Origin of the sequence: Stenotrophomonas sp. CCNWLW57 (assembly GCF_037203925.1) — a bacterium.
Taxonomy (GTDB): domain Bacteria; phylum Pseudomonadota; class Gammaproteobacteria; order Xanthomonadales; family Xanthomonadaceae; genus Stenotrophomonas; species Stenotrophomonas rhizophila_A.
Genome location: NZ_JBBCBJ010000004.1, coordinates 403,147 through 427,795 on the forward strand (window position 1 = coordinate 403,147; position 24,649 = coordinate 427,795).

General features: G+C 68.1%; 15 protein-coding genes. 7 read left to right on the forward strand and 8 right to left on the reverse strand.

Annotated elements, in window-relative coordinates:
- Positions 1-11 precede the first annotated feature (11 nt).
- The 5 genes from V9K91_RS12290 to V9K91_RS12310 form a co-directional block, all read right to left on the reverse strand.
- Positions 12-1,139, reverse strand: a complete 1,128-nt coding sequence (locus V9K91_RS12290; protein WP_336442815.1) for a metallophosphoesterase — start codon at positions 1,137-1,139, stop codon at positions 12-14.
- Between the two features lie 123 nt (positions 1,140-1,262).
- Positions 1,263-3,500 (reverse strand): TonB-dependent siderophore receptor, encoded by a 2,238-nt coding sequence (locus V9K91_RS12295; RefSeq protein ID WP_336442814.1) that lies wholly within the window; start codon positions 3,498-3,500, stop codon positions 1,263-1,265.
- A gap of 25 nt (positions 3,501-3,525) precedes the next feature.
- The gene (locus V9K91_RS12300; protein WP_336442813.1) at positions 3,526-3,843 is read right to left on the reverse strand and encodes a DUF3325 domain-containing protein; all 318 of its coding nucleotides are present in this window, start codon (positions 3,841-3,843) and stop codon (positions 3,526-3,528) included.
- Positions 3,840-5,417 carry a PepSY-associated TM helix domain-containing protein gene (locus tag V9K91_RS12305; RefSeq protein ID WP_336442812.1) on the reverse strand — a complete coding sequence of 526 codons (1,578 nt, stop codon included), beginning with the start codon at positions 5,415-5,417 and terminating at the stop codon, positions 3,840-3,842. Before V9K91_RS12305 ends, V9K91_RS12300 begins: the two co-directional genes overlap by 4 nt.
- Positions 5,414-5,764, reverse strand: coding sequence for a DUF3649 domain-containing protein (locus V9K91_RS12310; protein ID WP_208856126.1), 351 nt, complete (start codon positions 5,762-5,764; stop codon positions 5,414-5,416). Before V9K91_RS12310 ends, V9K91_RS12305 begins: the two co-directional genes overlap by 4 nt.
- 221 nt (positions 5,765-5,985) lie before the next feature.
- Between V9K91_RS12310 and V9K91_RS12315 the strand changes: the two genes are divergently transcribed.
- From V9K91_RS12315 to V9K91_RS12325, 3 genes are all read left to right on the forward strand, one after another.
- Entirely contained in the window at positions 5,986-7,005 is a 1,020-nt protein-coding gene (locus V9K91_RS12315) for a cation diffusion facilitator family transporter (RefSeq protein WP_210131500.1), read from the forward strand.
- 57 nt (positions 7,006-7,062) lie between these two features.
- Complete coding sequence (gpmA, locus tag V9K91_RS12320) at positions 7,063-7,812, forward strand: 2,3-diphosphoglycerate-dependent phosphoglycerate mutase (protein WP_093533129.1); 750 nt, start codon at positions 7,063-7,065, stop codon at positions 7,810-7,812.
- Between the two features lie 195 nt (positions 7,813-8,007).
- Positions 8,008-10,104, forward strand: a complete 2,097-nt coding sequence (locus V9K91_RS12325) for a M13 family metallopeptidase (protein ID WP_336442811.1) — start codon at positions 8,008-8,010, stop codon at positions 10,102-10,104.
- A 254-nt stretch (positions 10,105-10,358) separates the two neighbouring features.
- On the opposite strand, the gene mfd is transcribed toward V9K91_RS12325, so the two are convergent.
- From mfd to rlmJ, 3 genes are all read right to left on the reverse strand, one after another.
- Complete coding sequence (mfd, locus tag V9K91_RS12330) at positions 10,359-13,826, reverse strand: transcription-repair coupling factor (RefSeq protein WP_306989339.1); 3,468 nt, start codon at positions 13,824-13,826, stop codon at positions 10,359-10,361.
- A gap of 38 nt (positions 13,827-13,864) precedes the next feature.
- On the reverse strand, positions 13,865-14,416 hold the full coding sequence (locus tag V9K91_RS12335) for a GNAT family N-acetyltransferase (RefSeq protein ID WP_217538780.1): 552 nt from the start codon (positions 14,414-14,416) through the stop codon (positions 13,865-13,867).
- Positions 14,417-14,510: 94 nt separating this feature from the next.
- Positions 14,511-15,368, reverse strand: a complete 858-nt coding sequence (gene rlmJ, locus V9K91_RS12340) for a 23S rRNA (adenine(2030)-N(6))-methyltransferase RlmJ (protein WP_210131498.1) — start codon at positions 15,366-15,368, stop codon at positions 14,511-14,513.
- A 45-nt stretch (positions 15,369-15,413) separates the two neighbouring features.
- Between rlmJ and creB the strand changes: the two genes are divergently transcribed.
- From creB to V9K91_RS12360, 4 genes are all read left to right on the forward strand, one after another.
- Positions 15,414-16,109, forward strand: coding sequence for a two-component system response regulator CreB (creB, locus tag V9K91_RS12345; protein ID WP_068850332.1), 696 nt, complete (start codon positions 15,414-15,416; stop codon positions 16,107-16,109).
- A gap of 1 nt (position 16,110) precedes the next feature.
- On the forward strand, positions 16,111-17,547 hold the full coding sequence (gene creC / locus V9K91_RS12350) for a two-component system sensor histidine kinase CreC (protein ID WP_336442810.1): 1,437 nt from the start codon (positions 16,111-16,113) through the stop codon (positions 17,545-17,547).
- 61 nt (positions 17,548-17,608) lie between these two features.
- Entirely contained in the window at positions 17,609-18,928 is a 1,320-nt protein-coding gene (gene creD / locus V9K91_RS12355; RefSeq protein WP_093533134.1) for a cell envelope integrity protein CreD, read from the forward strand.
- A 287-nt stretch (positions 18,929-19,215) separates the two neighbouring features.
- Positions 19,216-24,639 (forward strand): DUF6543 domain-containing protein, encoded by a 5,424-nt coding sequence (locus V9K91_RS12360; protein ID WP_337308191.1) that lies wholly within the window; start codon positions 19,216-19,218, stop codon positions 24,637-24,639.
- Positions 24,640-24,649: the final 10 nt, after the last annotated feature.

Consider the following 24,649-nt stretch of genomic DNA (forward strand, 5'->3'; position numbering starts at 1 on the left):
CGAATCGCCGGTCAGTCCTCCAGGCCCATCTTTCCTTCGGCCAGCGGAACCCGTGAGCCATCCAGCAGGCCACGGCTGACTGCACCGTCTTCGATGAACAGCAGTTCGCCGTTCTCGCCGTTCTTGATGCTGCTGTCGATGGCAATGATGCGCCCACCGTGGAAGCTGCTCACGTGCGGCATCGAGGTATGCCCGACCACGATGCGCTTGAGCTCGAGGTCCTTGAGCAGGGCATCGACCTGGTCGGTAGCCATCTGCCCGTCAAAGTAGCCACGGAACCAGATCGGACTGGTCTTGCCGTCGAACAGGCGTGCCGTGTCCGGTGCGGCCTTGACCTGGTCTTTGGGCAGGCCGACCGAGGCCTGGTACAGGGTATTGGTGGCGTCCAGCCCGCGTACCAGGTCCAGGTTCTGCGGCGCGATGCCACCATGCAGAAACAGCGTATCGCCGATCTGCAGCATCACCGGGCGGGTCCGCAGCCACTGGCCGATCACCGAGTCGGCGCCGTACAGCGCCGGGTAGCTGCGGCCCAGCAGCTGGGCGCTCTTGAGGTACTTCGGGTTCACGTAGCGCAGGTCGTCGTACAACACCATGGTTTCATGGTTGCCCAGCACGAAGTGCACCGCGCCACCAGCCGCGGCGGCCTGCTGCTGCAGGCTGTACAGCAGCCAGAAGGCTTCGGTTACCTGCGGGCCACGGTCGAATACATCGCCGGCCACCACCAGCGTGGCGCTGCCCAGGGACCAGTGGTCGTCGTTGTCGATGACATGATGGGCGCGCAGCAGCTTTACCAGCAGGCCGTACTGACCGTGGATGTCCGACACCGCCACGATGCGCGGCGTGGCCGGGTACTGCGCGGTGCTGGCCAGCTGAGGCGCAGCCACCGTCAACGGATACGGGTAGCCGCATTCGGGCAGCACCACGGTGCCGGCACCGCGCGCCGGCAGGTCACGCTCGACCACGTGGTCATTGCACACCCACTGTGCCTGGTGGCCCTTGCTGGTCATGAACACGTAGGGGCCGTCGGCATCCACATGTTCGGCCGGCGCGGGAATCTCGCGGGCGGCGGCAAGCAGGGGAACCAGGACAAGCCCGGCCAGGATCAGGCGGGCGGCGGCAGAACGGGCACGAAGCGGCATCGGAAACTTCCAGCGGAACGGGGCAGGCGGCGATACGCCGCCCACCCGATCCTAACCGGCGCCACACCCCTCAGGTATGCCCCATTGGTCAGCCCACCATGCGCAATGTGGCCGCGCGGCCCCTCAGAAACTGGCCCGCAGATTGAACAACACCCGGCGCGGCTCGCCCCAGTAGCCCGAATTGAAGAACCCGACATTGCGGTAGTACACCTTGTCGAACAGGTTGGTCACGGTCACCCCCACGCTCACGTTGTCGGTGATCCGGTACCGCCCCATCAGGTCGAACAGCACATACCCGCCCTGGCGCATCTTTCCGGTGGCGGTGATCGGGGCCCCGGCCGCGGTGTAGCGCCCGGTCGGGATCGGCTGCATCTGGTAGATCTCGCTCTGCACGCTGAACCCACCGCCGACCATCCACCTGCCGTGGCGCCAGGTCGTGTTGAAGCGTGCCAGCTGCATGGGGCTGGTGCTGGCGAAGCGGCTGCCGTCCGGGTTGGTGCTGTAGGCGTAGGTGTAGCCGCCGGTCATGCTCCAGGTGTCGGTGATCGAACCCGACAGTTCGAATTCGGCGCCGTTGGTTTCAATGCCCTTGCTTGCGATGTAGGGCACGCTGCCGTCGGGCAGCACGATGTCGGCGCCGGCCGGGTCGCGCGTGGCCACGTTGTCCTGCTTCATGTAGAAGCCATTGAGCGAGCCGTACAGGCGACCGCCGAAGAACTCGCCCTTGAAGCCATATTCGTAGTTGCTGCCGGTCACCGGATCCAGCAGCTGATTGTTGATGTCGCGCAGCGCGGTGGCCTGGAACACATCGGAATAGCTGGCGAACGCGGAGATGTTCGCGCTGAGATCGTAGATGGCACCCAGGTACGGGGTCGGCTCATGCGCGGTGGTGCGCGCGCTGCGCCCGGTGAACACACCGTTGACGTCGAAATTGTCGGTGCTGCTCTTGTAGTCCGAGTAGCGCACACCGGCGATGACCTTGAGCGGGTCGATCGGGTTCAGGCGCACCGCGGCGTAGTAGCCGGTTTCAGTGGTGGTAGTCGTATTGGAGGGAATGCCGTAGTTGAACGTGGTTGGCTTGCCGATGTTGCCGTCCCAGCTGTAGATGCTGGGGAAGGCGGCCACGTTGTACGAGCGCGAGCTGATGCCGGCGCGGATCGTGTCCAGGTCGCGGTCGTAGTGGTTCACGCCCACCACCAGTTCGTGCTGGCGCCCGAACAGCTGGAACGGACCCGATGCATACAGGTCGAAGGCATCTTCGCGGGTTTCGGACACCGAATAGGTATCGGCGATGCGCAGGCCCAGGCCGGTGACCGGGTCGGCCCAGTTGCCGGTATTGGAGCCGGCCAGCAGCAGGCTGTCGGTGTCGGTGTTGCGGCGGTTGTAGGCCAGGCGACCGCTCCAGCCGGCCCCGAACTGCTGCTCGAGGGTGAGGAAATAGTTGGTGCTTTCGCGGTTCCATTCGTTCCAGCGTGCTGCGGCGCTGTAGGAGCGCGGCATCTTCGCGGTGCTGCCATCGCGGAAGAACAGCGGCGAGGCGCTCCAGGCGCCGCCGTCGGATTCGGTCTTGAGATAATCGATGCCGGCGCGCAGGCGGGTGCTGTCGGTGAGGTCGGCTTCGATCACGCCGTACAGGCTGGGCGATTTGTCATGCTGGAAACGCACCCAGCTTTCCTTGTCGGTGTAGGCGCCGACGAAGCGGCCGCGCACACGGCCGTTGTCGGTGAGCGGGCCGGAGACATCCACTTCACCGCGCTTGTAGTCCCACGAGCCGGCGCTGAGGCTGGTACTGGCCTGGAAGGTGTCGGTCGGGCGCTTGCGCACCATGTTGACCGTGGCCGAGGGATTGCCCGAGCCGGTCACCAGGCCGCTGGCGCCGCGCACGATTTCAATGCGCTCGTAGATCGAGGTGTCGCTGAGGATCGAGTTGCCGCCGGCACCGGTGGTGTAGTTGGTCGGCACGCCATCGAACATGAAGTTGTTGATCGCGAAGCCACGCGCATTGAACAGGGTGCGGTTGCTGTCATACGACTGCACGGTCACGCCCGGGGTCTGCTGCAGTACTTCGGCGATGGTGATGAGGTTGAAATCCTCGATGCGCTGGCGGGTGAACACCGTGAGCGACTGCGGGGTTTCGCGCAGGGTCAACGGCAGCTTGGTGGCGGTGTTGGTGCCGTACACCTGGTAGCCCTCGGTGCGCTGGGTGACCATCACCTTGTCCAGCTCGGTGGTCTTTGGGGTGTCCCCGTCCGGCGTGGCGACGGATTGGGCCAGCGCCAGAGAGGGCGCCGTGGCGGCCAGCGCCAGGCACAGGGCAAGGGTGTTCCGGCGCGGGGCGCCAGCGGTGCGGAAGCGGGACATGGGAAAACCTCGGTAGCAGCGAAGATCAGGAATCGGGCGCGCGCGATGCGGCGGGGCGTGGCGAGGGTCGCGCCGTGGGCGCGGTCCGGTAGCTGAGCCAGAGCAGGGGCAGGGCAGCACCGGCGGCGAGGATGCCGCAACCGGCGATGACGCCGTAGGCGATGCCCCAGGCGCTGATGCTGCAGGCCACGGCGGCGCCCAGCGCGACCCAGCCGAGCAGCCGCAGCCGGCGGCGGCGCGCCGGCGCAGGGGCGGTACCGAAGACATCCCGGTGGTGGCGTTCCATGGCCAGCGACAGGCACGCAAAGCCGAACAGCGACAGCAGCAGGGCAAGCACGGTCATGCGCTGGGCCCGGTCGCGGTGGCCGCGCTGGCGCGTGGCGCACGCACACGGCGCTGCGCCGGCACATGCCGGTTTACCCTGCGCGCGGCCCACAACAGGCCTGCACCGATCAGCAGCAGGCCGACATCGATGCCGCCCTTGGCCAGGTCGCCTGTGGCAAAGGCCGTGAACATGCCGCCGTGCCAGGCCGCCACGTTGAACACCGGCAGCAGCACGGCGAGCACGCCTGCACAGGCGAGCTGTTCCACCCACGCGCGGCGCGGCAGGCGCAGCGTGGCATGCACCAGGCACACCGCCCACGCGGCGAAGAACACGCTGATTTCAGCCTTGGAGCGTTGCTCCAGTGCGGCCGGCAGCAGCCGGTTGCCCCACAGGAACGCGAGCATCGCCACCGGCAGGCCGGCCACGAAGCCGATGTTCAGGCGTTCCACGATGCGGAAACCCAGGTGCGGGCGGGCGGGATCGGGCAGCTGTTCGCGCCGCTTCACCGTCCACAGCACCAGCCCGGTGGCCACCATCAGCGTGCCGGCCACGCCGGACAGGAAGAACAGCCAGCGCATCGCGGTGGGGGCGAAACGGCCGGCGTGCATGCCGATCATGCCGTCGCGGGTGTACACGGTGGCCGAGCGTCGCGGGGCCTCACCCAGCAGCGTGCCGCGGGCATCGAAGCGCAGCGGTTCGCCGCTGTCGGCAATGCGGTCGCCACTGTCGCGGCGCAGGGTGATGCGCATCGCCGCATCGCCGGGCTGGTCGACCACCACGGAGGCGGCATGGCCTTCGCCCCACTGCCGCGCGGCCACCGGCAAGAGGGCCGCCAGCGCCGGTGGCGTGGCGGCCTGGCCCAGCGGCTCGACCTTGGCCTCGCGCGGGAACAGCTCGGCGAAGAACGCATCGCGCCCGCCGAAGTTGGCATCCACCGCCCACGGCATGTACACGGTCATCAGCGTGATCAACCCGGTGTAGGTGATCATCAGGTGGAACGGCAGCGACAGCACCGCCAGTGCGTTGTGCCCGTCCAGCCAGCTGCGCTGGCCCTTGCCGCGGCGCAGGGTGAAGAAGTCGGCGAAGATCTTCTTGTGGGTGATCACGCCGCTGACGATGGCCACCAGCATGAACATGGTGCAGAAGCAGACGAACCAGCGCGCCCATATCACCGGCACGTAGTGCAGGTCGAAGTGCAGGCGGTAGAAGAAATCGCCGCCGCGCGTTTCGCGCGCCTGCACCGGGGTGCCGTTGGCATCCAGCGTGGCCTGCCACGGGTTGGGCTGGCCGCGTTTGGGTTCCGGTGCATCCTTGGGCTGCCAGCGCACCGCGGTGGCGTTGCTGCGGCTTCCGGGCAGTTCGATGGACCAGCGCGTGGCGTCCGGCGCGGTGCGCGCCAGGAAGGCCTGCGCCTGTTCCAGCGCGATCCCGGTAGTGGCCGGCAGGGTCAGTTCCGGCTGCATCCAGCGGGTCAGTTCCACCCGCCAGTAGCTGGCGGTGCCGGCGATGAAGATCAGGTACAGCACCCAGCCGACCACCAGGCCGGACCAGGTGTGCAGCACTGCCTGCGACTGGCGGAAGCCCTGGCTCATGCCGCGCTCCCGGCCAGCAGGGTGGACAGTGCCGCGCCGACGGCGGCTGCCAGTGCCAGCCCCACCGCCGCACGTGCGACGCTGCGCGCCGCATAGGCCCAGATCGCGGCGAGGGTGTAGATCACGAACGAGGCCATGGTCGCGGCCAGTGCGGCATCCGCCAGGCTGCCGGGCAGCAGGCGCGCCAGCGCGGCAGCCCAGGTGGCCGCAACCGCGTAGCCGCCGAGCAGGGCCAGCCCGCCGCGCGCCCAGAGCACGCCGTTGCCCGCCTTGCGCGGCGATGCGCGGCGCGGGGTGGCACCGGCCGGTACGGTCGGGGAGGGGGAAGGCGGTAGCGAACGGGACACGGCGGCGGGGGCTGCAAAGCAATTGAGAATCAATAGTATTTGACGTCGGCGACCCTGTCGAATCCCTCGATCGAGGGATGCGCCGTGCCGGGCCTTGTGCTGCAGCGGTTTCCGGGCACACCCCATGCCCAGGCGGCGCGTCCTGCAATGTTATAAACACCGTAATAGTCTCCCCGGCGGCTGCCGCAGTAGGCTTTGCCCATTGCACAGGAGCTGTTGCCATGGGTCACGACCACGATCACCTGCCGAGCGAGATCCGCCACGAGAAGCCGTTGTGGTGGGCGCTGGGGCTGACCACCACCTTCCTCATCGTCGAGGTGGTGGGCGCGTTCTGGACCAACAGCCTGGCGCTGTTGTCCGATGCGGCGCACATGGCCACCGACACGCTGGCACTGATGATCGCGCTGGTGGCGGTGCGGCTGAGCCGGCGCCCACCGGATGCGCGGCGCACCTACGGGTATGCACGGCTGGAAGCGCTGGGCGCGATGATCAACGGCGGCATGCTGTTCGTGGTGGCCGCCTACATCCTGTGGGAGGCGGTGGCGCGGTTCCGCCAGCCGCAGGAAATCGCGTCGACCGGCATGCTGGTGATCGCGGCCTTCGGGCTGGTGATCAATCTGATCTCGATGCGTCTGCTGCGCGCGGGGAGCGGCGAGAGCCTCAACGTGAAGGGCGCCTACCTGGAAGTGTGGGCGGACATGCTGGGTTCGGTGGCGGTGATCATCGGCGCGCTGCTGATCCGCTGGACCGGGTGGAAGCCGATCGATCCGATCCTGGCGGTGCTGATCGGGCTGTGGGTGCTGCCGCGCACGTGGGTGCTGATGCGCGAGGCGATCAACGTGTTGTTGGAAGGCGTGCCCAAGGGCATCCAGGTGGAGGCGGTGCGCGCGCGGTTGTGCGCGCACGCGGGCGTGCAGGATGTGCACGATCTGCATGTGTGGGCGCTGGCCTCGAGCACGCCGGCGCTGACCGCGCATGTGGTGGTCGCCGAAGGGGTGAATGCGGACGGACTGCGCCGCCGGCTGGGCACGGCGCTCCACGAGGAGTTCGGCATCGATCATGTGACGCTGCAGATCGAGGCGGACCATTGCGGGGATGATTGCGGTGATGGCACGCCGGCGGGGAAGGCGGGGCACGGCGATCATGACCATGACCATGCGGGGCACGCGCATGGGCGGACGCATGAGCCACGCCGCAGCGGCCCGGACGCGCAGGGCCATCACGGCCATCCACATCCCTGAACCGGCGGCTGCCGCTACAATGGGGGTCTGCCTCGCCATCCCCTCGGAGAAACCGCAGTGACCCGGAAACTCGTACTGTTGCGCCACGGCCAGAGCCAGTGGAACCTGGACAACCGCTTCACCGGTTGGGTGGACGTGGAACTGACCGAGCAGGGCCGCCGCGAGGCCGCCGCCGCCGGCCGCCTGATGCGCGAAGAGGGGCTGCAGTTCGATGTGGCGCACACGTCGGTGCTGAAGCGCGCGATCCACACGCTGCAGGGCGCACTGGCCGAGCTGGACCAGGACTGGCTGCCGGTGAGCAAGAGCTGGCGCCTCAACGAGCGTCATTACGGTGGGCTGCAGGGCCTGGACAAGGCCGAGACGGCGGCCAAGCACGGCGAGGACCAGGTGAAGATCTGGCGCCGTTCGTACGACATCCCGCCGCCGGCGATGGACCGCGAGGATCCGGGCCACCCGATCCACGACCGTCGCTATTCGACGCTGGACCGCAATGCGCTGCCGGGCACGGAGTCGCTGGCGACCACGCTGGACCGCGTGCTGCCGTACTGGTTCGACGCGATCGCGCCGCAGCTGAAGGACGGCAAGACGGTGCTGGTCACCGCGCACGGCAATTCGCTGCGCGCGCTGTACAAGTACCTCAACAACGTCTCGCAGGAAGCCATTCTGGAGCTCAACATCCCGACCGGCATTCCGTTGCTGTTCGAACTCAACGAAGACCTGACCGTGCAGTCGTTCCGTTACCTGGGCGACCCGGAAGCAGCGCGCAAGGCCGCTGAGGCCGTGGCGAACCAAGGCAAAGCACGGTAAATATCCACCGTTGGTGGATTGCCATGTGCTCCGTGCGTGCGGACCAACGGTCCGCACCTACCGGTGGGGCAGGCAGGTATCGACCGTTGGTCGATACAGCCTGTGACCTTTGGCCGGTCCCGAACCCGCTCACCCGCGCTACGCTGCCTGATTGCCCGCATTGCGGGTGATGCTTCCCTGTAGCCGGAGAGTCGAATGAAGTTTTCCAAGCTGGTCCCGCTGGGCCTGACCGTTGCCATCGCCGCGTCGCTGGCGGCCTGTGGCAAGACCGATACCGCGCCGGCTGCCGACGTGGCCGATGCCAAGCCGGCGTTCGATCTGTCGCAGATCAAGACGCCGCTGATCTCGCTCAACAGCGCTGACCTGGATCCGGCCATCGCCGCGTGTACCGACCTCAATGGGTTCGTCAACAGCAGCTGGCTCAAGGCCAACCCGGTGCCGAACGACCAGACCACCTGGGGCAGCTTCGAGATCCTGCGCGAGCGCTCGCTGGAAGTGCAGCACGCGCTTGTGCAGCAGGCGGCCGCCAGCCAGGCCAAGGCCGGCTCGGTGGAAGCCAAGATCGGTGATATCTGGAAGACCGGCTCGGATGAAGCAAAGATCGAAGCGGCCGGCATCGCCCCGCTGCAGCCGCAGCTGGACAAGATCGCCGCGCTGAACGACACCGCCGCCATCACCCAGTACCTGCGCGACAGCCAGGCACAGGGCCAGGGCGTGCTGTTCTCGCTGTCGGCCAACGCCGACTACAAGGACTCGGCCAACGTCATCGCCTATGTCGGCCAGGGCGGCCTGGGCCTGCCGGAAAAGGGCTATTACTTCGACGAATCGCAGGCCAAAATCCGCGAGGCCTATGTGGCCTACATCGCGCAGGCACTGACCCTGTCCGGGGTGGACGCCGCGCAGGCCAAGACCCAGGCGCAGGCGGTGATGGAGTTCGAAACCCGCCTGGCCAAGGCCTCGCTGTCGCGCATCGAACTGCGTGACCCGGCCAAGCGCTACAACCCGGTCAGCGCCGCTGAAGCGGACAAGCTGACCCCGAACTTCAGCTGGACCGCGTTGTTCGACACCCTGAAGGTGCCGGCCGCACAGAAGTTTTCGCTGGCCCAGCCGGGCTTCTTCGGCGAAGTGGACAAGATGCTCACCGAAGTGCCGGTCTCGACCTGGCAGGCCTATCTGCGCTTTCACACCGTCGATGACGCCGCGCCTTACCTGAGCAGCGCGTTCGAAAAGGCCAACTTCGATTTCTACGGCACCACCCTGCGCGGCCAGAAGGAAATGCAGCCGCGCTGGAAGCGCGTGCTGGAGTCGGTCAACACCTCCATCGGCGAAGGCCTTGGCCAGCTGTACGTGGACGCGGTGTTCCCGGCCGAGTCCAAGGAACAGATGCAGCACCTGGTGGAAAACCTCTCGGTGGCACTGAAGGCGCGCCTGGAGAAGCTGGAGTGGATGGGCGAAGACACCCGCAAGAAGGCGCTGGAGAAGTGGGCCAGCTTTACCCCGAAGATCGGGTACCCGGACAAGTGGCGCGACTGGTCGGGCTTTGAGACCAACGCCGACAGCTACCTGGGCAACATGCAGGCCGCGCGCGCGTTCAACTACCGCTACATGCTCAACAAGATCGGCAAGCCGGTCGACAAGACCGAGTGGGGCATGACCCCGCAGACCGTCAATGCCTATTACAACGCGACCAAGAACGAGATCGTGTTCCCGGCCGCGATCTTGCAGGCGCCGTTCTTCGACGCCAAGGCCGACCCGGCGCTGAACTACGGCGGCATCGGTGCGGTGATCGGCCACGAAATGATGCACGGCTACGATGATTCGGGCAGCCAGTTCGCCGCCAACGGCAACTTCGACAACTGGTGGACCGACAGCGACCGCAAGGCCTTCACGGGTCGCACCGACCAGCTGGTGGCGCAGTTCGATGGCTATGAATCGCTGCCGGGCGTGAACGTAAAGGGCAAGCTGACCCTGGGCGAGAACATCGGCGACCTGGGCGGCCTGACCGTGGCCTACGACGCGCTGCAGATGGCGCTGAAGGAGAACCCCAAGGCCAACGTCGCCGTGGATGGCCACAGCCAGGACCAGCGCTTCTTCATGAACTGGGCCACCGTGTGGCGCCGCAACTTCACCGACGGCGAACTGCGCGTGCGCCTGAACACCGACCCGCATGCGCCGGCGAACTTCCGTGCCAATGGCGCGCCGTCGAACATGCCGGCGTTCGCGCAGGCGTTCGAGTGCAAGCCGGGCGATGCGATGGTGCGTGCCGACGACAAGCGCGTGGTGATCTGGTAATCGAGGGGGCCCGGCAATGCCGGTCCCTTTTTGTACAAGCGACGTCCAAGGTAGAGCGGACGGTAGAGCGGACGGTAGAGCGGACGGTAGAGCGGACTGTTAGTCCGCTGCTGTCCGCGCTCGGGTCCGGTCCGCGTAGCCGACTAACAGTCGGCTCTACCGTCGCGGGGCGGTCCGGTCCGCGTAGCCGACTAACAGTCGGCTCTACCTTCGCGGGGGAGGTCAGCCCGGCGTCAGCGTGGTCAGCGCGGCGGTCAGCCCGGCGTCAGCGTGGTCAACAACGCCTTGGCCGCGTTGAAGCGGTCTTCGGGCAACGGCAGCGGCACCTTGATGCGCAGCTTGTCCGGGCCATCCATGGTGTACAGCTTGGGCTGCTTCTGGATCATCTGGATGACCGCCATCGGGTCGATGGACGGCTTGGCCTCGAACACGATACGGCCGCCGTTCTCGCCCAGTTCCAGCTTGCGGATGCCCAGTGCGTTGCACTGCAGCTTCAGCTCGGCCACCGCGAACAGGTGCTTGGCCGCGTCCGGCAGCAGCCCGAAGCGGTCGATCATCTCCACCTGCAGTTCGCGCAGCTCGCCACTGTCACGCGCGCTGCTGATGCGCTTGTACAGGGTCAGGCGGGTGTGCACGTCGGGCAGGTAGTCGTCCGGGATCAGCGCCGGCACGTGCAGCTCAACCTCGGCACCGCGCACTTCCTCGCCCGAATCCAGGTCGGGCAATTTGCCCAGCCGGATGCTGCGCACCGCGCGCTCAAGCAGTTCGGTGTACAGGCTGAAGCCCACTTCGGCCATCTGCCCGCTCTGGTCTTCGCCCAGCAGTTCGCCGGCGCCGCGGATCTCAAGATCGTGCGTGGCCAGGGTGAAGCCGGCGCCAAGTTCGTCCATGGAGGCGATGGCTTCCAGGCGCTTTTCGGCATCGGGCGTCATCGAGCGTTTGTCCGGCACCACCAGATAGGCGTAGGCGCGGTGGTGCGAACGGCCGACGCGGCCACGCAGCTGGTGCAGCTGGGCCAGGCCGAACCGGTCGGCGCGGTTGATGATGATGGTGTTGGCGTTGGGGATGTCGATGCCCGATTCGATGATCGTGGTCGACAGCAGCACGTTGTAGCGCTGCTTCTGGAAGTCCAGCATCACCCGCTCCAGCTCGCGTTCGGGCATCTGCCCGTGGGCGATGCCGATGCGTGCCTCGGGCACCAGCTCGGCCAGGTCGCGCTGCATGCGGCCGATGCTTTCCACGTCGTTGTGCAGGAAATACAGCTGGCCGCCACGGGCCAGTTCGCGCTGGAACGCTTCGCGCAGCAGCGCGTTGTCCCAGGCGGTGATGAAGGTCTGCACCGCCAGCCGGTTCGGCGGCGGGGTGGCGATGATCGACAGGTCGCGCAGGCCGGCCATGGCCATGTTGAGCGTGCGCGGAATCGGCGTGGCGGTCAGGGTCAGCAGGTGAACATTGGCCCGCATCGCCTTCAACGCTTCCTTCTGGCGCACGCCGAAGCGCTGTTCTTCGTCCACCACCACCAGGCCCAGGTCCTTGAACTTCACGTCCGGCTGCAGCAGGCGGTGGGTGCCGATGATGACGTCGATGGTGCCGGCCGCCACCTTTTCCAGCTCGGCCTTGATCTCCTTGGTGCTCTTGAAGCGCGACAGCACTTCCACCCGGAGCGGCCAATCGGCGAAGCGGTCGCGGAAGTTGCGGTAGTGCTGTTCGGCCAGCAGCGTGGTCGGCACCAGCACGGCGACCTGCTTGCCGGCGCTGGCGGCGGCGAACGCGGCGCGCACGGCCACTTCGGTCTTGCCAAAGCCGACGTCGCCGCAGACCACGCGGTCCATCGGCTGGCTGCTGGCGAGGTCGCGCAGGGTGGCGTCGATCGCGGCGAGCTGGTCGGCGGTTTCCTCGAACGGGAAGCCGGCCGCGAACGGCTCGTACATCGCGCGGTCCACGTGCAGCGCCAGGCCGGCGCGCGCGCGGCGGCGGGCCTGGATCTCCAGCAGTTCGGCGGCCACGTCACGGACCTTCTCGGCCGCGCGGCGCTTGGCCTTGCTCCACTGTTCGCCACCGAGCGAGTGCAGCGGCGCGGTCTCCGGCGAGGCACCGGAGTAGCGGCTGATCAGGTGCAGCTGGGCCACCGGCACATACAGCCGGTCGCCCTTGGCGTATTCGATCTCCAGGAACTCGCCCGGCATGCCGCCGGCGTCGAGCACGATCAGCCCGCGGTAGCGGCCGACGCCGTGGTCTTCATGGACGATCGGCGCGCCTTCGGTGAGCTCGCCCAGGTCGCGGATGATCGCTTCCGGCTCGCGCCCGACCCGTCGGCTGCGCCGGGTGGTGCCGGCGCGCTCGGGAAACAGCTGGCGCTCGGTCAATACCGCCAGCGGCGGTGCATCGAGCGCGAAGCCGTCTTCCAGCGGCGCCACCGTGATGGCGAAGCGCTGGCCAGGATCGGCCAGGAAGGTCGGCAGGTCGGCCACCACCGGCGGCTTCAGTTCGGCCGACAGCAGCACTTCCAGCAACGCTTCGCGGCGGCCCGGCGAATCGGCGGCGATCAGCACCCGACCCGGGTAGTGGCCCAGGAACGACTTCAGCGCCTCACCGGCCGGCGCATCGCGCGCGGCCACGGGCAGCGGCGGCAGCGGCTGGTCGCCCAGCGGCGTGGCTTCGTCGATGCGCGGGTGGTCGGCGCTCCAGACCTCGATGCGCGGCAGGGTGTTCAAACGTGCACTCAGACCCTCCGGGCTGAGGTACAGCTCGGTGGGCGCCAGCAACGGGCGCTCCACATCGTGCCGGCGCTGCTCATAGCGGTTCTGGGTCTGCGCCCAGAACGAAGCCGCCGCCTCGCCCACGCCCGGCGCGATCACCGGCAGCGCGTTCGCCTGCAGGTAATCGAACAGCGTGGCGGTCGCGTCGAAGAACAGCGGCAGGTAGTACTCAACGCCAGCCGGTGCCAGCCCGGACTTGAGATCCTGGTACAGCGCACTGCGCCGGGTATCCACGTCGAACCGCTCGCGCAGGGTGGCCAGCACCCGCGACACGCTCAGTTCGTCCAACGGCACTTCGCGGCCGGGCAGCATGCGCACCGCGTCGACCTTGTCCAGCGATCGCTGGCTTTCCGGGTCGAAGGCGCGGATCGAATCGATGTCCTCATCCAACAGCTCGATCCGCAACGGCGCTTCCGCGCCCATCGGGAACACGTCGAGCAGGCCACCGCGCACGGCGAAATCGCCCGGGTCCATCACCTGCGGCACGTTGCGGTAGGCGGCCGCTTCCAGCCGGCGCTTTTCCGCATCCAGATCCAGGCGCTGGCCGACCTTCAGGTCGAAGCTGCCGCCGATGATGTACTTGAGCGGGGCCAGCTGCTGCAGCAGGGTCTGCACCGGCACCACCACGATCCCACGGCGCAGCGTCGGCAACTGGTGCAGTGCGGCCAGGCGCTGCGAAATGATGTCCGGATGGGGGCTGAAGGCATCGTAGGGCAGCGTTTCCCAATCCGGGAAGGCCACCACCGGCAGGTCCGACGCGGCGCCCAGCAGGGTGCGCAGGTCGGACTCGATCTGGTTGGCGCCGTGATTGTCGCGCGCGATGACCAGCAACGGCCCGTCGTGCGTTTCCGCAGCGCGTGCGATGTACCACGCCAGCGCCGTGGGCGAGGCGGGAGCGCGCCACCAGGCGCGGAGCTGCCCGGAACGGGGCAGCGGCGGTGTAGGAGTTGAGGTGCGTGACATGAGCGGTCGATTTTAGCAGACCGCCACGTGATGACCTCTTACTGGCCCGGATCGAGGTCCAGCACCATGCGCACCAGGCCGGGCGTGCCCTGCGGATGCGGCACGGCCTTGAAGCCCAGCGAGGCGGCCAGCTGCTTCATCGGCTCGTTTGCTTCCAGCACGTCGCCGTACAGGTGATCCAGGTATTTGCCCTTGCCCCACTTGACCAGCTTGCGCATCAACTGCCGGCCGAGGCCCTGGCCGATGAGGAACCGGCTGATGAGGATCGAGTATTCGGCATCCTTCGTGCCCGGGATGATCGACGCGCGTGCCAGCGCACCGACCACCGCAACGCCTGCCTGCTCGTTTTCGGCGGCGACCAGAACGATCTCGTTCTTGACGTTGGGATGGGTGAGTCGATACGCCGCCTCCGCAGAAAGCTCATCGACCGACTGCGTCAGCCGATCGCGGACTTCTGCGGGCCCGAACAGACTGAACGCTCCCTTCAGGGGTTCGTCGTCTTCGGGACGAATCGGGCGGATCAGCAGCTCATGGCCGCTGGGCGCTTTGAAAACTTCGTGCCAGGGCGGCATGCGGTTACGGGTAGCCATACCGGTGATTCCTTGGTGGTCTTCGGATTCTCGCATCCCCGGGGGCGCGTTCCGTGAACGAAACACTCACGCCGTTCAGCGGGCGGTCGTGGCGTTACTCGGCCTGCTTGAGCCACTGCAGGCGGGTACTGGCGCCGGCTTCGCCCAGATACTGCTTCAGCGCAGGCATGGCCGGGGCCAGCACCTGGTCGAACTGCCAGGGCGGGTTGAGCAACAGCATGCCACTGCCGTTGAGCCGAAGGGGAGAGTCATCGGGCCGAACCAGTAGTTCTACTGTAAGCACCGACTTCACCGGCAGGGCGCAGGCCTTGCGCAGGAAGTGCAGGATGGTGCGGCGCTGCTTGATCGGGAACCAGATGGCGAAGCTGGCCTGCGGCCACCGCGCCAGGATCTCGCTCACCGAGGCAAGGATGCGTTGGTACTCGGCATCCTGGCCCTCGTAGGGCGGGTCGATCAGGACCAGGCCACGGCCGATCTTCACGCCGTTGGCCTTGGGCGGCAGCAGCGCCTTGTTCTGTGCGTAGCCGTCGGCGTGCAGCACCGCCACCCGGCTGTCATGCGCGAACAGCGCCTTGAGCGAGGCCGCTTCGGCATCCTGCAGCTCGCACACGGCCATGCGGTCCTGCTCGCGCAGGGTCTGCGCGCTCAGCAGGGGCGAGCCGGGGTAGCTGATCATCGCCCCGACCGGGTTGTCGGCCTGCACCGCCTTGAGGTAACGCTCGACCACGGCCGGCAGCTTGGGCTGGGCCATCAGCCGCATCACCCCGTCCTCGGCCTCCAGGGTCTTGCGGCTTTCCTCGCTGGCCAGCAGGTAGCGGCCCGCGCCGCCGTGGGTGTCCAGCACGAAGAACGGGCTGTCCTTGCGCTTGAAGGTGTCGAGCAGGGCAAGCTGGACGATGTGCTTGAGCACATCGGCGTGGTTGCCGGCATGGAAGGCGTGGCGGTAATTCATCGGCGCAGTGTACGGGGCGGCGGCCCCAGCGGCTATGCTGCGCGCATGAACCGCCCCCTGCACAACGTCCTGGTCGTCGAAGACGAAGCCGCCATCGCCGATACCGTGCTCTACGCGCTGCGCAGCGAGGGCTACGGGGCCCGGCACTGCCTGCTGGGCGGGCAGGCGCTGCAGCTGCTGCGCCAGGAGCCGGTGGACGTGGTGGTGCTGGACGTGGGCCTGCCGGACATGAGCGGCTTCGAGGTGTGCCGCACGCTGCGCACCTTCAGCGACGTGCCGGTGATCTTCCTGACCGCCCGCAATGACGAATTCGACCGGGTGCTGGGTCTGGAGCTGGGCGCGGACGACTACGTGGCCAAGCCGTTCTCGCCGCGCGAGCTGGTGGCGCGGGTGCGGGCGCGGTTGCGCCGCGCGGTGGCACCGGCCCCTGCGGAGGCGGCCGGCTGGCAGCAGCATGGCCGCTTCGCGATCGACCGCGAAGGCCGCCGCATCCGCTTCGGCGAGCAGCTGCTGGACCTGACCCGCTACGAATACGCGCTGATGGCCGCACTGCTGCAGCGCCCCGGCGCGATCCTCAGCCGCGCCCAGCTGATGGACCGCGGCTGGGATACCGATGCCGACAGCGCCGACCGCACCGTGGACACCCACGTAAAGACCCTGCGCGCCAAGCTGCGCACAGCCGGGGCCGAGCCCGACCCGATCCGCACCCATCGCGGCGTGGGTTACGCGCTGGAGGTGTAGCGTGCGGCTGGGGCTGAAACTGTTCCTGGGCTTCTTCCTGATCGTGGGCATCGCCGCATTCTTCGTGATGCGCGTGTTCGTCAATGAAGTGAAGCCCGGGGTGCGCCAGGCGATGGAGTCGACCCTGGTGGATGCGGCCAACGTGCTGGCGGAAATGGCCGCGGCCGACCTCAAGGCCGGGCATATCCGCAACGGCCCTTTCGTGGCCAACCTGGCACGCGCACAGCGCCGCGATCCCAAGGCGATGGTGTGGCGCTTTCCCAAGCGCAGCCTCGATTACCGCGTGACCATCACCGATGCACGCGGCATCGTGGTGTATGACTCCACCGGGCAGGACATCGGCCGCGACAATTCGCGCTGGAACGATGTCTACCGCACCCTGCGCGGCGAATACGGCGCGCGCTCCAGCCCGGAAACGCCCGGTGATGAAGTCCATTCGGTAATGCACGTGGCCGCGCCGATCCATGATCCGGCCGACCCGGGCAAGCTGATCGGCGTGCTCAGCCTGGCCCAGCCCAACCGCAGCATCGACCCGTTCATCGCCGCCAGCCAGCGCGCCATTCTGCAGCGCGGCGCGTGGCTGATCGGACTGTCGGCACTGATCGGTCTGTTGATGACGGCCTGGCTGATGCACGGCGTGAACCGTCTCAACCGCTATGCCAAGGCGGTCAGCGCCGGCGAACCGGTGCCGCCGCCCAGGCCGCGCCGCGACGAGATCGGTGATCTGGGCCAGGCGCTGGAAACCATGCGCCGCAAGCTGGAAGGCAAGGCGTACGTGGAGCAGTACGTGCAGTCGCTGACCCATGAGATGAAGAGCCCGCTGGCGGCGATCCGCGGCGCGGCCGAACTGCTGCAGGAGCCGCTGCCCGATGCTGACCGGGTGCATTTCGCACGCAGCATCCAGGGCCAGGAACAGCGCTTGACCGAAACCATCGACAAGCTGCTGGCGCTGGCCGAAGTGGAACAGCACGGCTGGCTGCAGAAGCGCGAACGCATCGCGCTGGCGCCGCTGTTGCAGGCCGCCGCCGATGCCGTGGCGATGCGGGCGCAGGCGGCCGACGTCGCGGTGGACATCGAGATGGCCGACGATCTCGAGATCCAGGGCGATGCGTACCTGCTGCGGCAGGCCCTGAACAACCTGCTGGAGAACGCCCTGGCGTTTTCCAGCCCGGGCAGCCGGATCCAGCTGGACGCCTCGCGCGAAGGCGATGGCGTGGTGCTGCGGGTGGCCGACCGTGGCAGCGGGGTACCAGAATACGCGCTGGAACGGGTGTTCGAGCGTTTCTACTCGCTGGCGCGGCCGGCCACCGGCCAGCGCAGTTCCGGCTTGGGCCTGTCGTTCGTACAGGAAGTGGCGCGCCTTCACGGCGGCCGCGCGAGCCTGCGCAACCGCGACGGCGGCGGCGCCATCGCGTCACTTCACATTCGCTTCAAATAGACCACAAACCCCGCACACCGGCAGCGCTGAAGCTGGCACCCTTCCCAACCGAGGACGGGTGATGAAATCCCTGAAGATGTTGTTGCGGTTCGCCATCGTGGGCGGGCTGATCCTGTTGCTGCTGATCCCGCTGATGATGATCAAAGGCGTGATCAGCGAACGCGAGGCGTACCGCGACCAGGCCTACCTGCGCGTGGCGCAGAGCCGGGCCGGCGCGCAGACCCTGACCGGGCCGATCCGGGTGGTGCCGTGGACCGATACCCGCCAGGTCGAAGTGGTCGACGCTGCCGGTACCAAGAAGATCGAAACCCAGGTGGAGCAGAGCTACTGGCTGCAGATGCCGTCCAAGCTGGTCGTCGATGGCGGCATGCTGCCCGACGAACGCCGGGTTGGCCTGTTCCGCGTGCCGGTCTACACCTGGAAAGCCAAGGTCAGCGCCGAGTTCAGTGATGACGACTACCCGGTGAAGGCGGGGCGCGTGTACGGCACGCCGTACCTGGCGGTGGGCATTGCCGACGTGCGCGGCCTGGTCGGCTCGCCCGATCTGAAGGTGGATGGCGAAGCGCTCACGCTGCAGCCGGGCATCGGTGATGTCACCGGCATCGGCAAGGGCCTGCACGTACCGCTGCAGGGCTTCGCCGACAACACCGGCGGCATGCTCAAATCCAGCAGGGTGGACCTGTCGCTGGTGCTCGATGGCACCCGTTCGCTGGCGGTGGTGCCGGTCGGGGATGACAGCCGCATCGCGATCCGCTCGCCGTGGCCGCACCCGCTGTTCGGTGGCAGCTTCCTGCCCAATGAGCGCAAGGTGGGCGAGAAGGGCTTCGACGCCGAGTGGGCGGTATCCTCGCTGGCATCGGAGGCCCAGCGCCAGCTGCGCGACAACCGCGATGTGGAACCGGAAACGGTAAGCGTGGAGCTGGTCAACCCGGTCGACATCTACACCCAGGCCGACCGCGCCAGCAAGTACGGCATCCTCTTCATCGTGCTGACGTTCGTGGGCTTCATCCTGTTCGAGCTGATCAAGCGCCTGCGCATCCACCCGCTGCAATACCTGATGGTGGGCCTGGCGCTGGCGATTTTCTTCCTGCTGCTGCTGAGCCTGTCCGAGCACATTCCGTTCTGGGTGGCGTATGTGGTGTCTGCAGTGGCGTGCATTGGATTGCAGGCGGTGTACCTGTCGGGCGTGCTGCGCAGCTGGGTGCGGGGCATGGGCTTTGCCGGGATGCTCACGGTGCTGTACGGCGCGCTGTACGGGTTGCTGGTGTCGGAGAACAATGCGTTGCTGATGGGCTCGCTGCTGCTGTTCGCGGTGCTCGCCACGGCGATGTGGATCACCCGCCGGATCGACTGGTACGAACTGGGCGCGGGCCTCAAGTAGGCGGCGCTGACGTTATTCGCCATCCCACACGACGCTTCCGGCTTCGTGTGGGACCACCGGACGCTGCTGGGACAAGGGCAGGCTGGTAACCGCAGTGGATCGCGCTAGGTTCCAGCCCCTCGTCACCTCACCACACGTCCATGGCGAACCTTACGTTGTCCCCGGTGGGCCGTGCTGGCGGCGCACCGGCCAGTCCGTCGTCCCCGCCATCGTCGCGCCACCGGCCTGCTGTCGCACCGGTGTCGATCCGCAACACACCGGCGTGCGCACCGACGCGCAGGCTGTGGTTGGAAGGCATACCGCGCGGCGAGCTGGACGCGCTCGCCGCTGCCTTGCGACAGGGGCCGCTGGATGCCCATTTTTTCCTGACCCTGCAGCCCCACTTCCACCGCACGGCGCTGGCCGCGCCGATGGCGCAGGGGCTGGTGGACGATGCGCTGGACCGGCTGTTGCCCGTGGCGCTTACGCCCGCGCAGCGGGCCGCCTGGCGCAGCAGCCTGATGGCATTGCTGACCCTGCCACGGGTGGACTGGGAAGTGCAGTGCGCACCGTTGCGGGCACTGCTTACCGACGCGGTTGCTCGCCGCAATACGCTGCTGCAGGCGATGCGCGATGCCCTGTACCGCCCGCTGGACCAGCCCCGACGCGACTGGAACGCAGCACTTGATGCCGAGCGCACCCTCGGCATGGCAGACGCCCGCGAGGTTGCGCAGCATTTGTGCAGCATGTCGCCATCCCGTCAGCGTGACGCGGTGCGCCAGCAGCTGTGCGACTGGATGCCGACACTGACCCCGGCGCAGGTCGACCGTGCGGTGGCACAGGCCGCTGCGGCCGCCGCGCTCAATGGCGCCTGCATCGATGCACGCAGCGCGCTGCCGGCGCTGTTCGACCGTGTCGATGACGCGGGCGTGCCGTTGATCGGCGATGCCCAGCGCGCCCGGATACTGGCGACGCTGGACCAGCTGGCCGGTGGCGCGCCAGACCCCTTGCTGGCCACCCAGGGCGGCCGTGGGGACCGGCTGGGCCAGTGGCTGTTGTCGGTCGCCGAGCGTGCAGCCCTGGCCGCCACGACGCGCCACAGCCTGCGAAGCGCACTGGGCGATGCGGTGCTGTTCGTTGCCGGTCTCGCGCCCGGGATCAAGGCGCTGCGTTGGGGTACGGCGGACGCTGCGTTGCCAACAGGGAGCGCTGCGCCCATCCCAGCCATTGCCAGCGCGCCGCCCGCGGTGGCGTCGGGCGCAGCGCGGCAGGGCGGCCGCAGCATGCTGGCGCTGGCCGCAAGCCTGGTCGGCGGCGGGCTGGGCGTGGCGACGCTGGGCTGGCGCTGGGCATCCGCCGACACGCAGGCCACTGCGCCCACGGCGGAAGTGCAACCGGAACGGCAGCCTGGTCCGGAATTGGACGCGGCGCGGGTGGACGAGCGGACGCAGCACGTAGTGCGGCTTCTGGACACTGTGATCGACCGCGACGGCGACGGATCGATCTGGGACGTGCTGTGGCAACGCGTGCACCAGAGCGCAGGAGGCGATGCGACGTCGCTGCGCGCCACCGTGGCCACCCTGCTGGCGTCCAACGGGATCGCACGCGAGGTCATCGATGCGTTGGGCGGACCTCCGCCCGCAGAGGGCAGGGCACGGGTGCGCCGTGCGCTTCGCCCCCTCCCCGTGCCACGCAACGGCGGTGAAGGGCTGGATGCCACCGAGCGCACCCGGCTCGACGCGGCCACCCGCCTGCTGGTCGATGTGGCGCAGCAGGCGCCGCCGCCGGGCGCCGCCGCGCTCGCGCCACCGGCCGGGGTGGACCTGGCGGTGACGCGCTCGCGGATGCTGACCTGGGTGCAGTCGATGGGGCGCAACGCCAGCGAGCAGCACCAGCGCCTGACCGCAGCGTGGCGCCACGTGGTGGCCTCCGAGCGGGCGCTGACCCTGTCCGCCGCCGCGCTGCCGAACCTCGACGCCGATCTCGCGCGCCAGGTCGCCGCCGACCTGCTCAACGTGACCGGCCAGCGGATCGATCCCACCACGATCTACCTCAACACCTTCCAGGACAGCCAGCAATGGCGCGCCTGGGAAGCCGACCAGCTGCGCCCGCCCGGCGCGCTGTTCCGCAACCAGCATCGGCTGCTCCCGCCCGACCGGCGGGTACGCAGCGGACTGGTCAGCACCCACACCCTGGTGGGGGCGGCACTGCTGCCGGTCGACGCCGACACGGGTCATGCAGGGCTCTACTACCGCTGCGTACCGGGAACCTACTTCCCGGTGCAGGAGTGCCGCGAGCTGACGCTGGAGGAGTTCAAAAGGGTGCAGGGGCGCGATTACCTGGGCGCCTTCCGCCGCCGGTATGACGCGTGCCTGGAACAGGCCTGGCATGCCCGCCCGACGCCGGGTTCGGAAGGATTCGTCTCGGGCATCGGACGGCGTCTCGCCGGCACGGCGGTGCTGTTGAATGCAGCGGGCCAGCTCGGCGACGACGCGGCCGCAGCGGTCAAGGTATTGACCGACTTCCCGACGCGTTTCGATCTTGCCGAAGCCGCCAACGGCCGCGCGCTGGCCCTGCCGGGCTGGCAGATCGACGTGCATGCGCTGGCGGCCAACGACCGTGGCCATGCGGTACCGCTGCACGGCGTGCTGCTGGTCACCGCGCAAGCCGCGGCCTCGCCACAGGCGCCGATCACGCTGGTGATCAGCACCACCCGGATTCCGTTGATCGAGGCATTCAACTGCAGTGACGCCGCGCTGCAGCAGCTTGCCGACGAGGTGCGCCACCAGTTGCCGGTGCGCGTGGCCGTCAACGAGCACGCGCGCTGGCAGCAGGGCGCGCTGCCGGTGGTGAAGGCCTACGGGATCGACGGCGACTTCCGCTGGGCCTTGTTCATGCAGGCGCTGGAGCTGCGGCATGCGCAGCTGCGCGCCGCCGGCCTGTCATCGCCTTCGCGCATCCGCGAGGCCTTCAATGCGCTCGATTCGGCGCTGGCCCTGCCGTACCTGCCGGTTCCCGTGCCGGTGCTGGCCGCGGCAGGCGAGCTGGCCGCGCTGGACATGGACGGTCTGAACGCGCGCAGCGCGGCGCACTGGACGGCGCGCTTTCCGGCCGGCACACCGGGTGCGCTGCGCAACGCCGGCATGGACGGCGCGCGCTGGCTGCACGCGCTGAGTGCCGGCCGCAGCCTGGTCGAGCACGCCTATCCCCTGCTGGTACCGTTCGTGCAACAGCGCCTGGATGATGAAATCATGCGCCGTTACCGCACCGCGTTCGACAGCAGCTGTTGTTACATCGTGTCCTTCAAGGACGGGTATCCAAGCGACCAGACGCGCAGCGGGTGGGTCCACAACCGGGCGCAGAAGCAGGCGGCGGCCAGCTTCGCCGACTGTGCCATGACCCGCGCGGCCGGTTTCGAGGATACGCCCGCGCGCCTGCTGGGCCTGTACACCAGCAGCGACAGCGCGGTGTTCGACGAGAACAGCGAGGTAGTGGGACTGGACGCATCGCAGCTGCTCTCGATGGCGCGCGAGCTGGATGTGCAGGGCGACTACCTGCGCGCGCTGGACGAGTTCTGGCAGGCGCACGCGCCGGCCGTGTTGACCACGCTGCGCGGCGGGTACCTGTACGGCTGCGCGCAACAGCATGCCGACGGATCGTTGTCCGCCCGCGGCATGCAGCTGGCCATCGGTGTGTTCGGCACGATGACCGCGGCCGAGTCGCAGAATCCCGCCTATCGGCCGGTTGCGCGTGCCGGGGTGCGCACCGGCTGGCTCCAGGTCCATGGCATCGCCTCGACCGTGCTGCACGTTGGCGACGAGGCGGGGCCGGAGGTACTGCTGTACTTCCCCAACGACCGCAACCGCTTCCACGAATTCGCCAGCGAGGCCGACATGATGGGCTGGATCGAGCGCGCCGCAGCCACCGACACCGGACGGCAATGGCTGGAGACCGCATTCGACCTGGCCGACCTGCAGGACGGCTGGGTGTCCAACGGCGTGCATACCGCGCTCGGTGCCGGCACCCAGGCGATCTTCGGACACGGGGGCGCGGTGGTGCCGATCAGCGGCGAGGTGTCGCAGGCACTGCTCGCGCGGCTGCGGCAACGCGCGCGCCGCGATGCGCAGACGCTTATGACCTCGGAGTGGGAAGCGTTCCGGCGCCGCTGGATGCCGCGGCTGGAGCGCTGTGAGCAGGCAATGGGGCTGGTCGCGTTGGTGCTGCCGGAAACGCTGCCCGTGGTGGCGGTGCTGTCGGCGCTGCAGCTGGGGGTGGGCGTGGAGCAGGCGATCGACGGCGATACGCCCGGCCAACGCCGTGCTGGCCTTGGCACGGCAGCAGGCGGTGCCTTTGGGCTGGCGTTGTCGGCGCCGCTGGGCACGGCGCGGCTGGCGGCGGTGGCCGCGCGCGATGGTTCACGACTGCAACCGGCGATACAGACGCCGGCGTGGGAGCAGGTGGATGATCCACTGGCGCAGCTGGCCGAGCGTTACGCCCGCCCCGTGGCGCTGTCCGGATCGCGCGCCGCCGACAATGGCGTCCACGATTACCTTGGCCGGCGATACATCAGCCAGGGCGGGCACGCATACGAGGTGGCCTTCGACCGTGCCCATGGCACCTGGCGGCTGCAGAATCCGCAGCCGGGCAGCTTCTACCACCAGCCGGTACGGCTGAATGCCGACGGGGCGTGGGAACCCCACAGCGACGTCGGCCTGCGCGGCGGCGCACCGATCAGCCGATCCAGCAAGCGCAGGCAGTCGGTGGAACGCAGCTATCGCGGTTCCCTGAATTCCCTGGTCGAACGCACCCACTCCCATTCGGTGGACAGCAGCTCGCAGGATTTCCAGTGGGGCGTGAATCACTGGGAGCGGGTGATGACGCCGGAACAGGCGCGCGACAGCGCCTCGCTGGAGCAGATGAAGGAGCTGTTCGTGTCGGGCCATCTCGACCCGGTGCAGCAGGGCGCACTGTCGGTGATCATCGAGCGGCTGGACAATACGCTGCGTGCCGAGCGCTACACCGTGGTCAACGAGGTGGTGCACGACTCGGTCTACATCGCCGGCGGCCAGTTCATCCAGGCCTCCCAGGGCCTGCTCGGCGAAGGCACCGGATTATCCGCGGCGGGCATGTGCACCGGGCTGTCGCGGATCATGGCCACGGCGATGGGGCAGGGCGAAGAAATCCATGTGCTGGAGCACCTGCGCCAGGCGATCCGCGAGCCCGAAAGCCGGCATGCGGTCGCGCTGCGGGCGCTGATCCGCGACGCGCAGGGCGCGGCCCTGCAGCCCGGTTCGATGTCGGCGGCATCGTTGATTCACGTCGATGCACTGGCGAATTTCCTTGCCAACACCGCGCGCAGCAGCCATTTCGTCTTCAGCGGCACGCAGCACAGCATGGCCTGCGGCGTGAACGTGCTGGACAACGGGCGGCGCGAATACCTGCTCTACGATCCCAACTTCGGGCTGATGGTGTTCAAGAAACTCTCGCGCTTCAACCAGTGGGTGAACAATCTGTTCGGGTCGCGCTATTTCAGCCGGCTGTCGTCGCGGACCCTGGGCGACGCCAGCGCCGAGACGCTGGCTGAAATGTACGGGGCGATCCCGACCCCGGGCAGCCAGCGGATGCAGTTCCACCTGCGCCAGATCCACCCGGAACGGATGCAGGAACAGGCGTCCGCGCGCGGCTGGACCGCGCTTTACGAGCACGTCGGGCCGGCGGGTGGGGGAACGTGAACGCCCCGGC

Bases quoted from the DNA above. Each gene is read 5' to 3' on its own strand.
- V9K91_RS12290 (WP_336442815.1), bottom strand. From the start codon at position 1,139: ATGCCGCTTCGTGCCCGTTCTGCCGCCGCCCGCCTGATCCTGGCCGGG.
- V9K91_RS12295 (WP_336442814.1), bottom strand. From the start codon at position 3,500: ATGTCCCGCTTCCGCACCGCTGGCGCCCCGCGCCGGAACACCCTTGCC.
- V9K91_RS12300 (WP_336442813.1), bottom strand. From the start codon at position 3,843: ATGACCGTGCTTGCCCTGCTGCTGTCGCTGTTCGGCTTTGCGTGCCTG.
- V9K91_RS12305 (WP_336442812.1), bottom strand. From the start codon at position 5,417: ATGAGCCAGGGCTTCCGCCAGTCGCAGGCAGTGCTGCACACCTGGTCC.
- V9K91_RS12315 (WP_210131500.1), top strand. From the start codon at position 5,986: ATGGGTCACGACCACGATCACCTGCCGAGCGAGATCCGCCACGAGAAG.
- V9K91_RS12325 (WP_336442811.1), top strand. From the start codon at position 8,008: ATGAAGTTTTCCAAGCTGGTCCCGCTGGGCCTGACCGTTGCCATCGCC.
- mfd (WP_306989339.1), bottom strand. From the start codon at position 13,826: ATGTCACGCACCTCAACTCCTACACCGCCGCTGCCCCGTTCCGGGCAG.
- V9K91_RS12335 (WP_217538780.1), bottom strand. From the start codon at position 14,416: ATGGCTACCCGTAACCGCATGCCGCCCTGGCACGAAGTTTTCAAAGCG.
- rlmJ (WP_210131498.1), bottom strand. From the start codon at position 15,368: ATGAATTACCGCCACGCCTTCCATGCCGGCAACCACGCCGATGTGCTC.
- creB (WP_068850332.1), top strand. From the start codon at position 15,414: ATGAACCGCCCCCTGCACAACGTCCTGGTCGTCGAAGACGAAGCCGCC.
- creD (WP_093533134.1), top strand. From the start codon at position 17,609: ATGAAATCCCTGAAGATGTTGTTGCGGTTCGCCATCGTGGGCGGGCTG.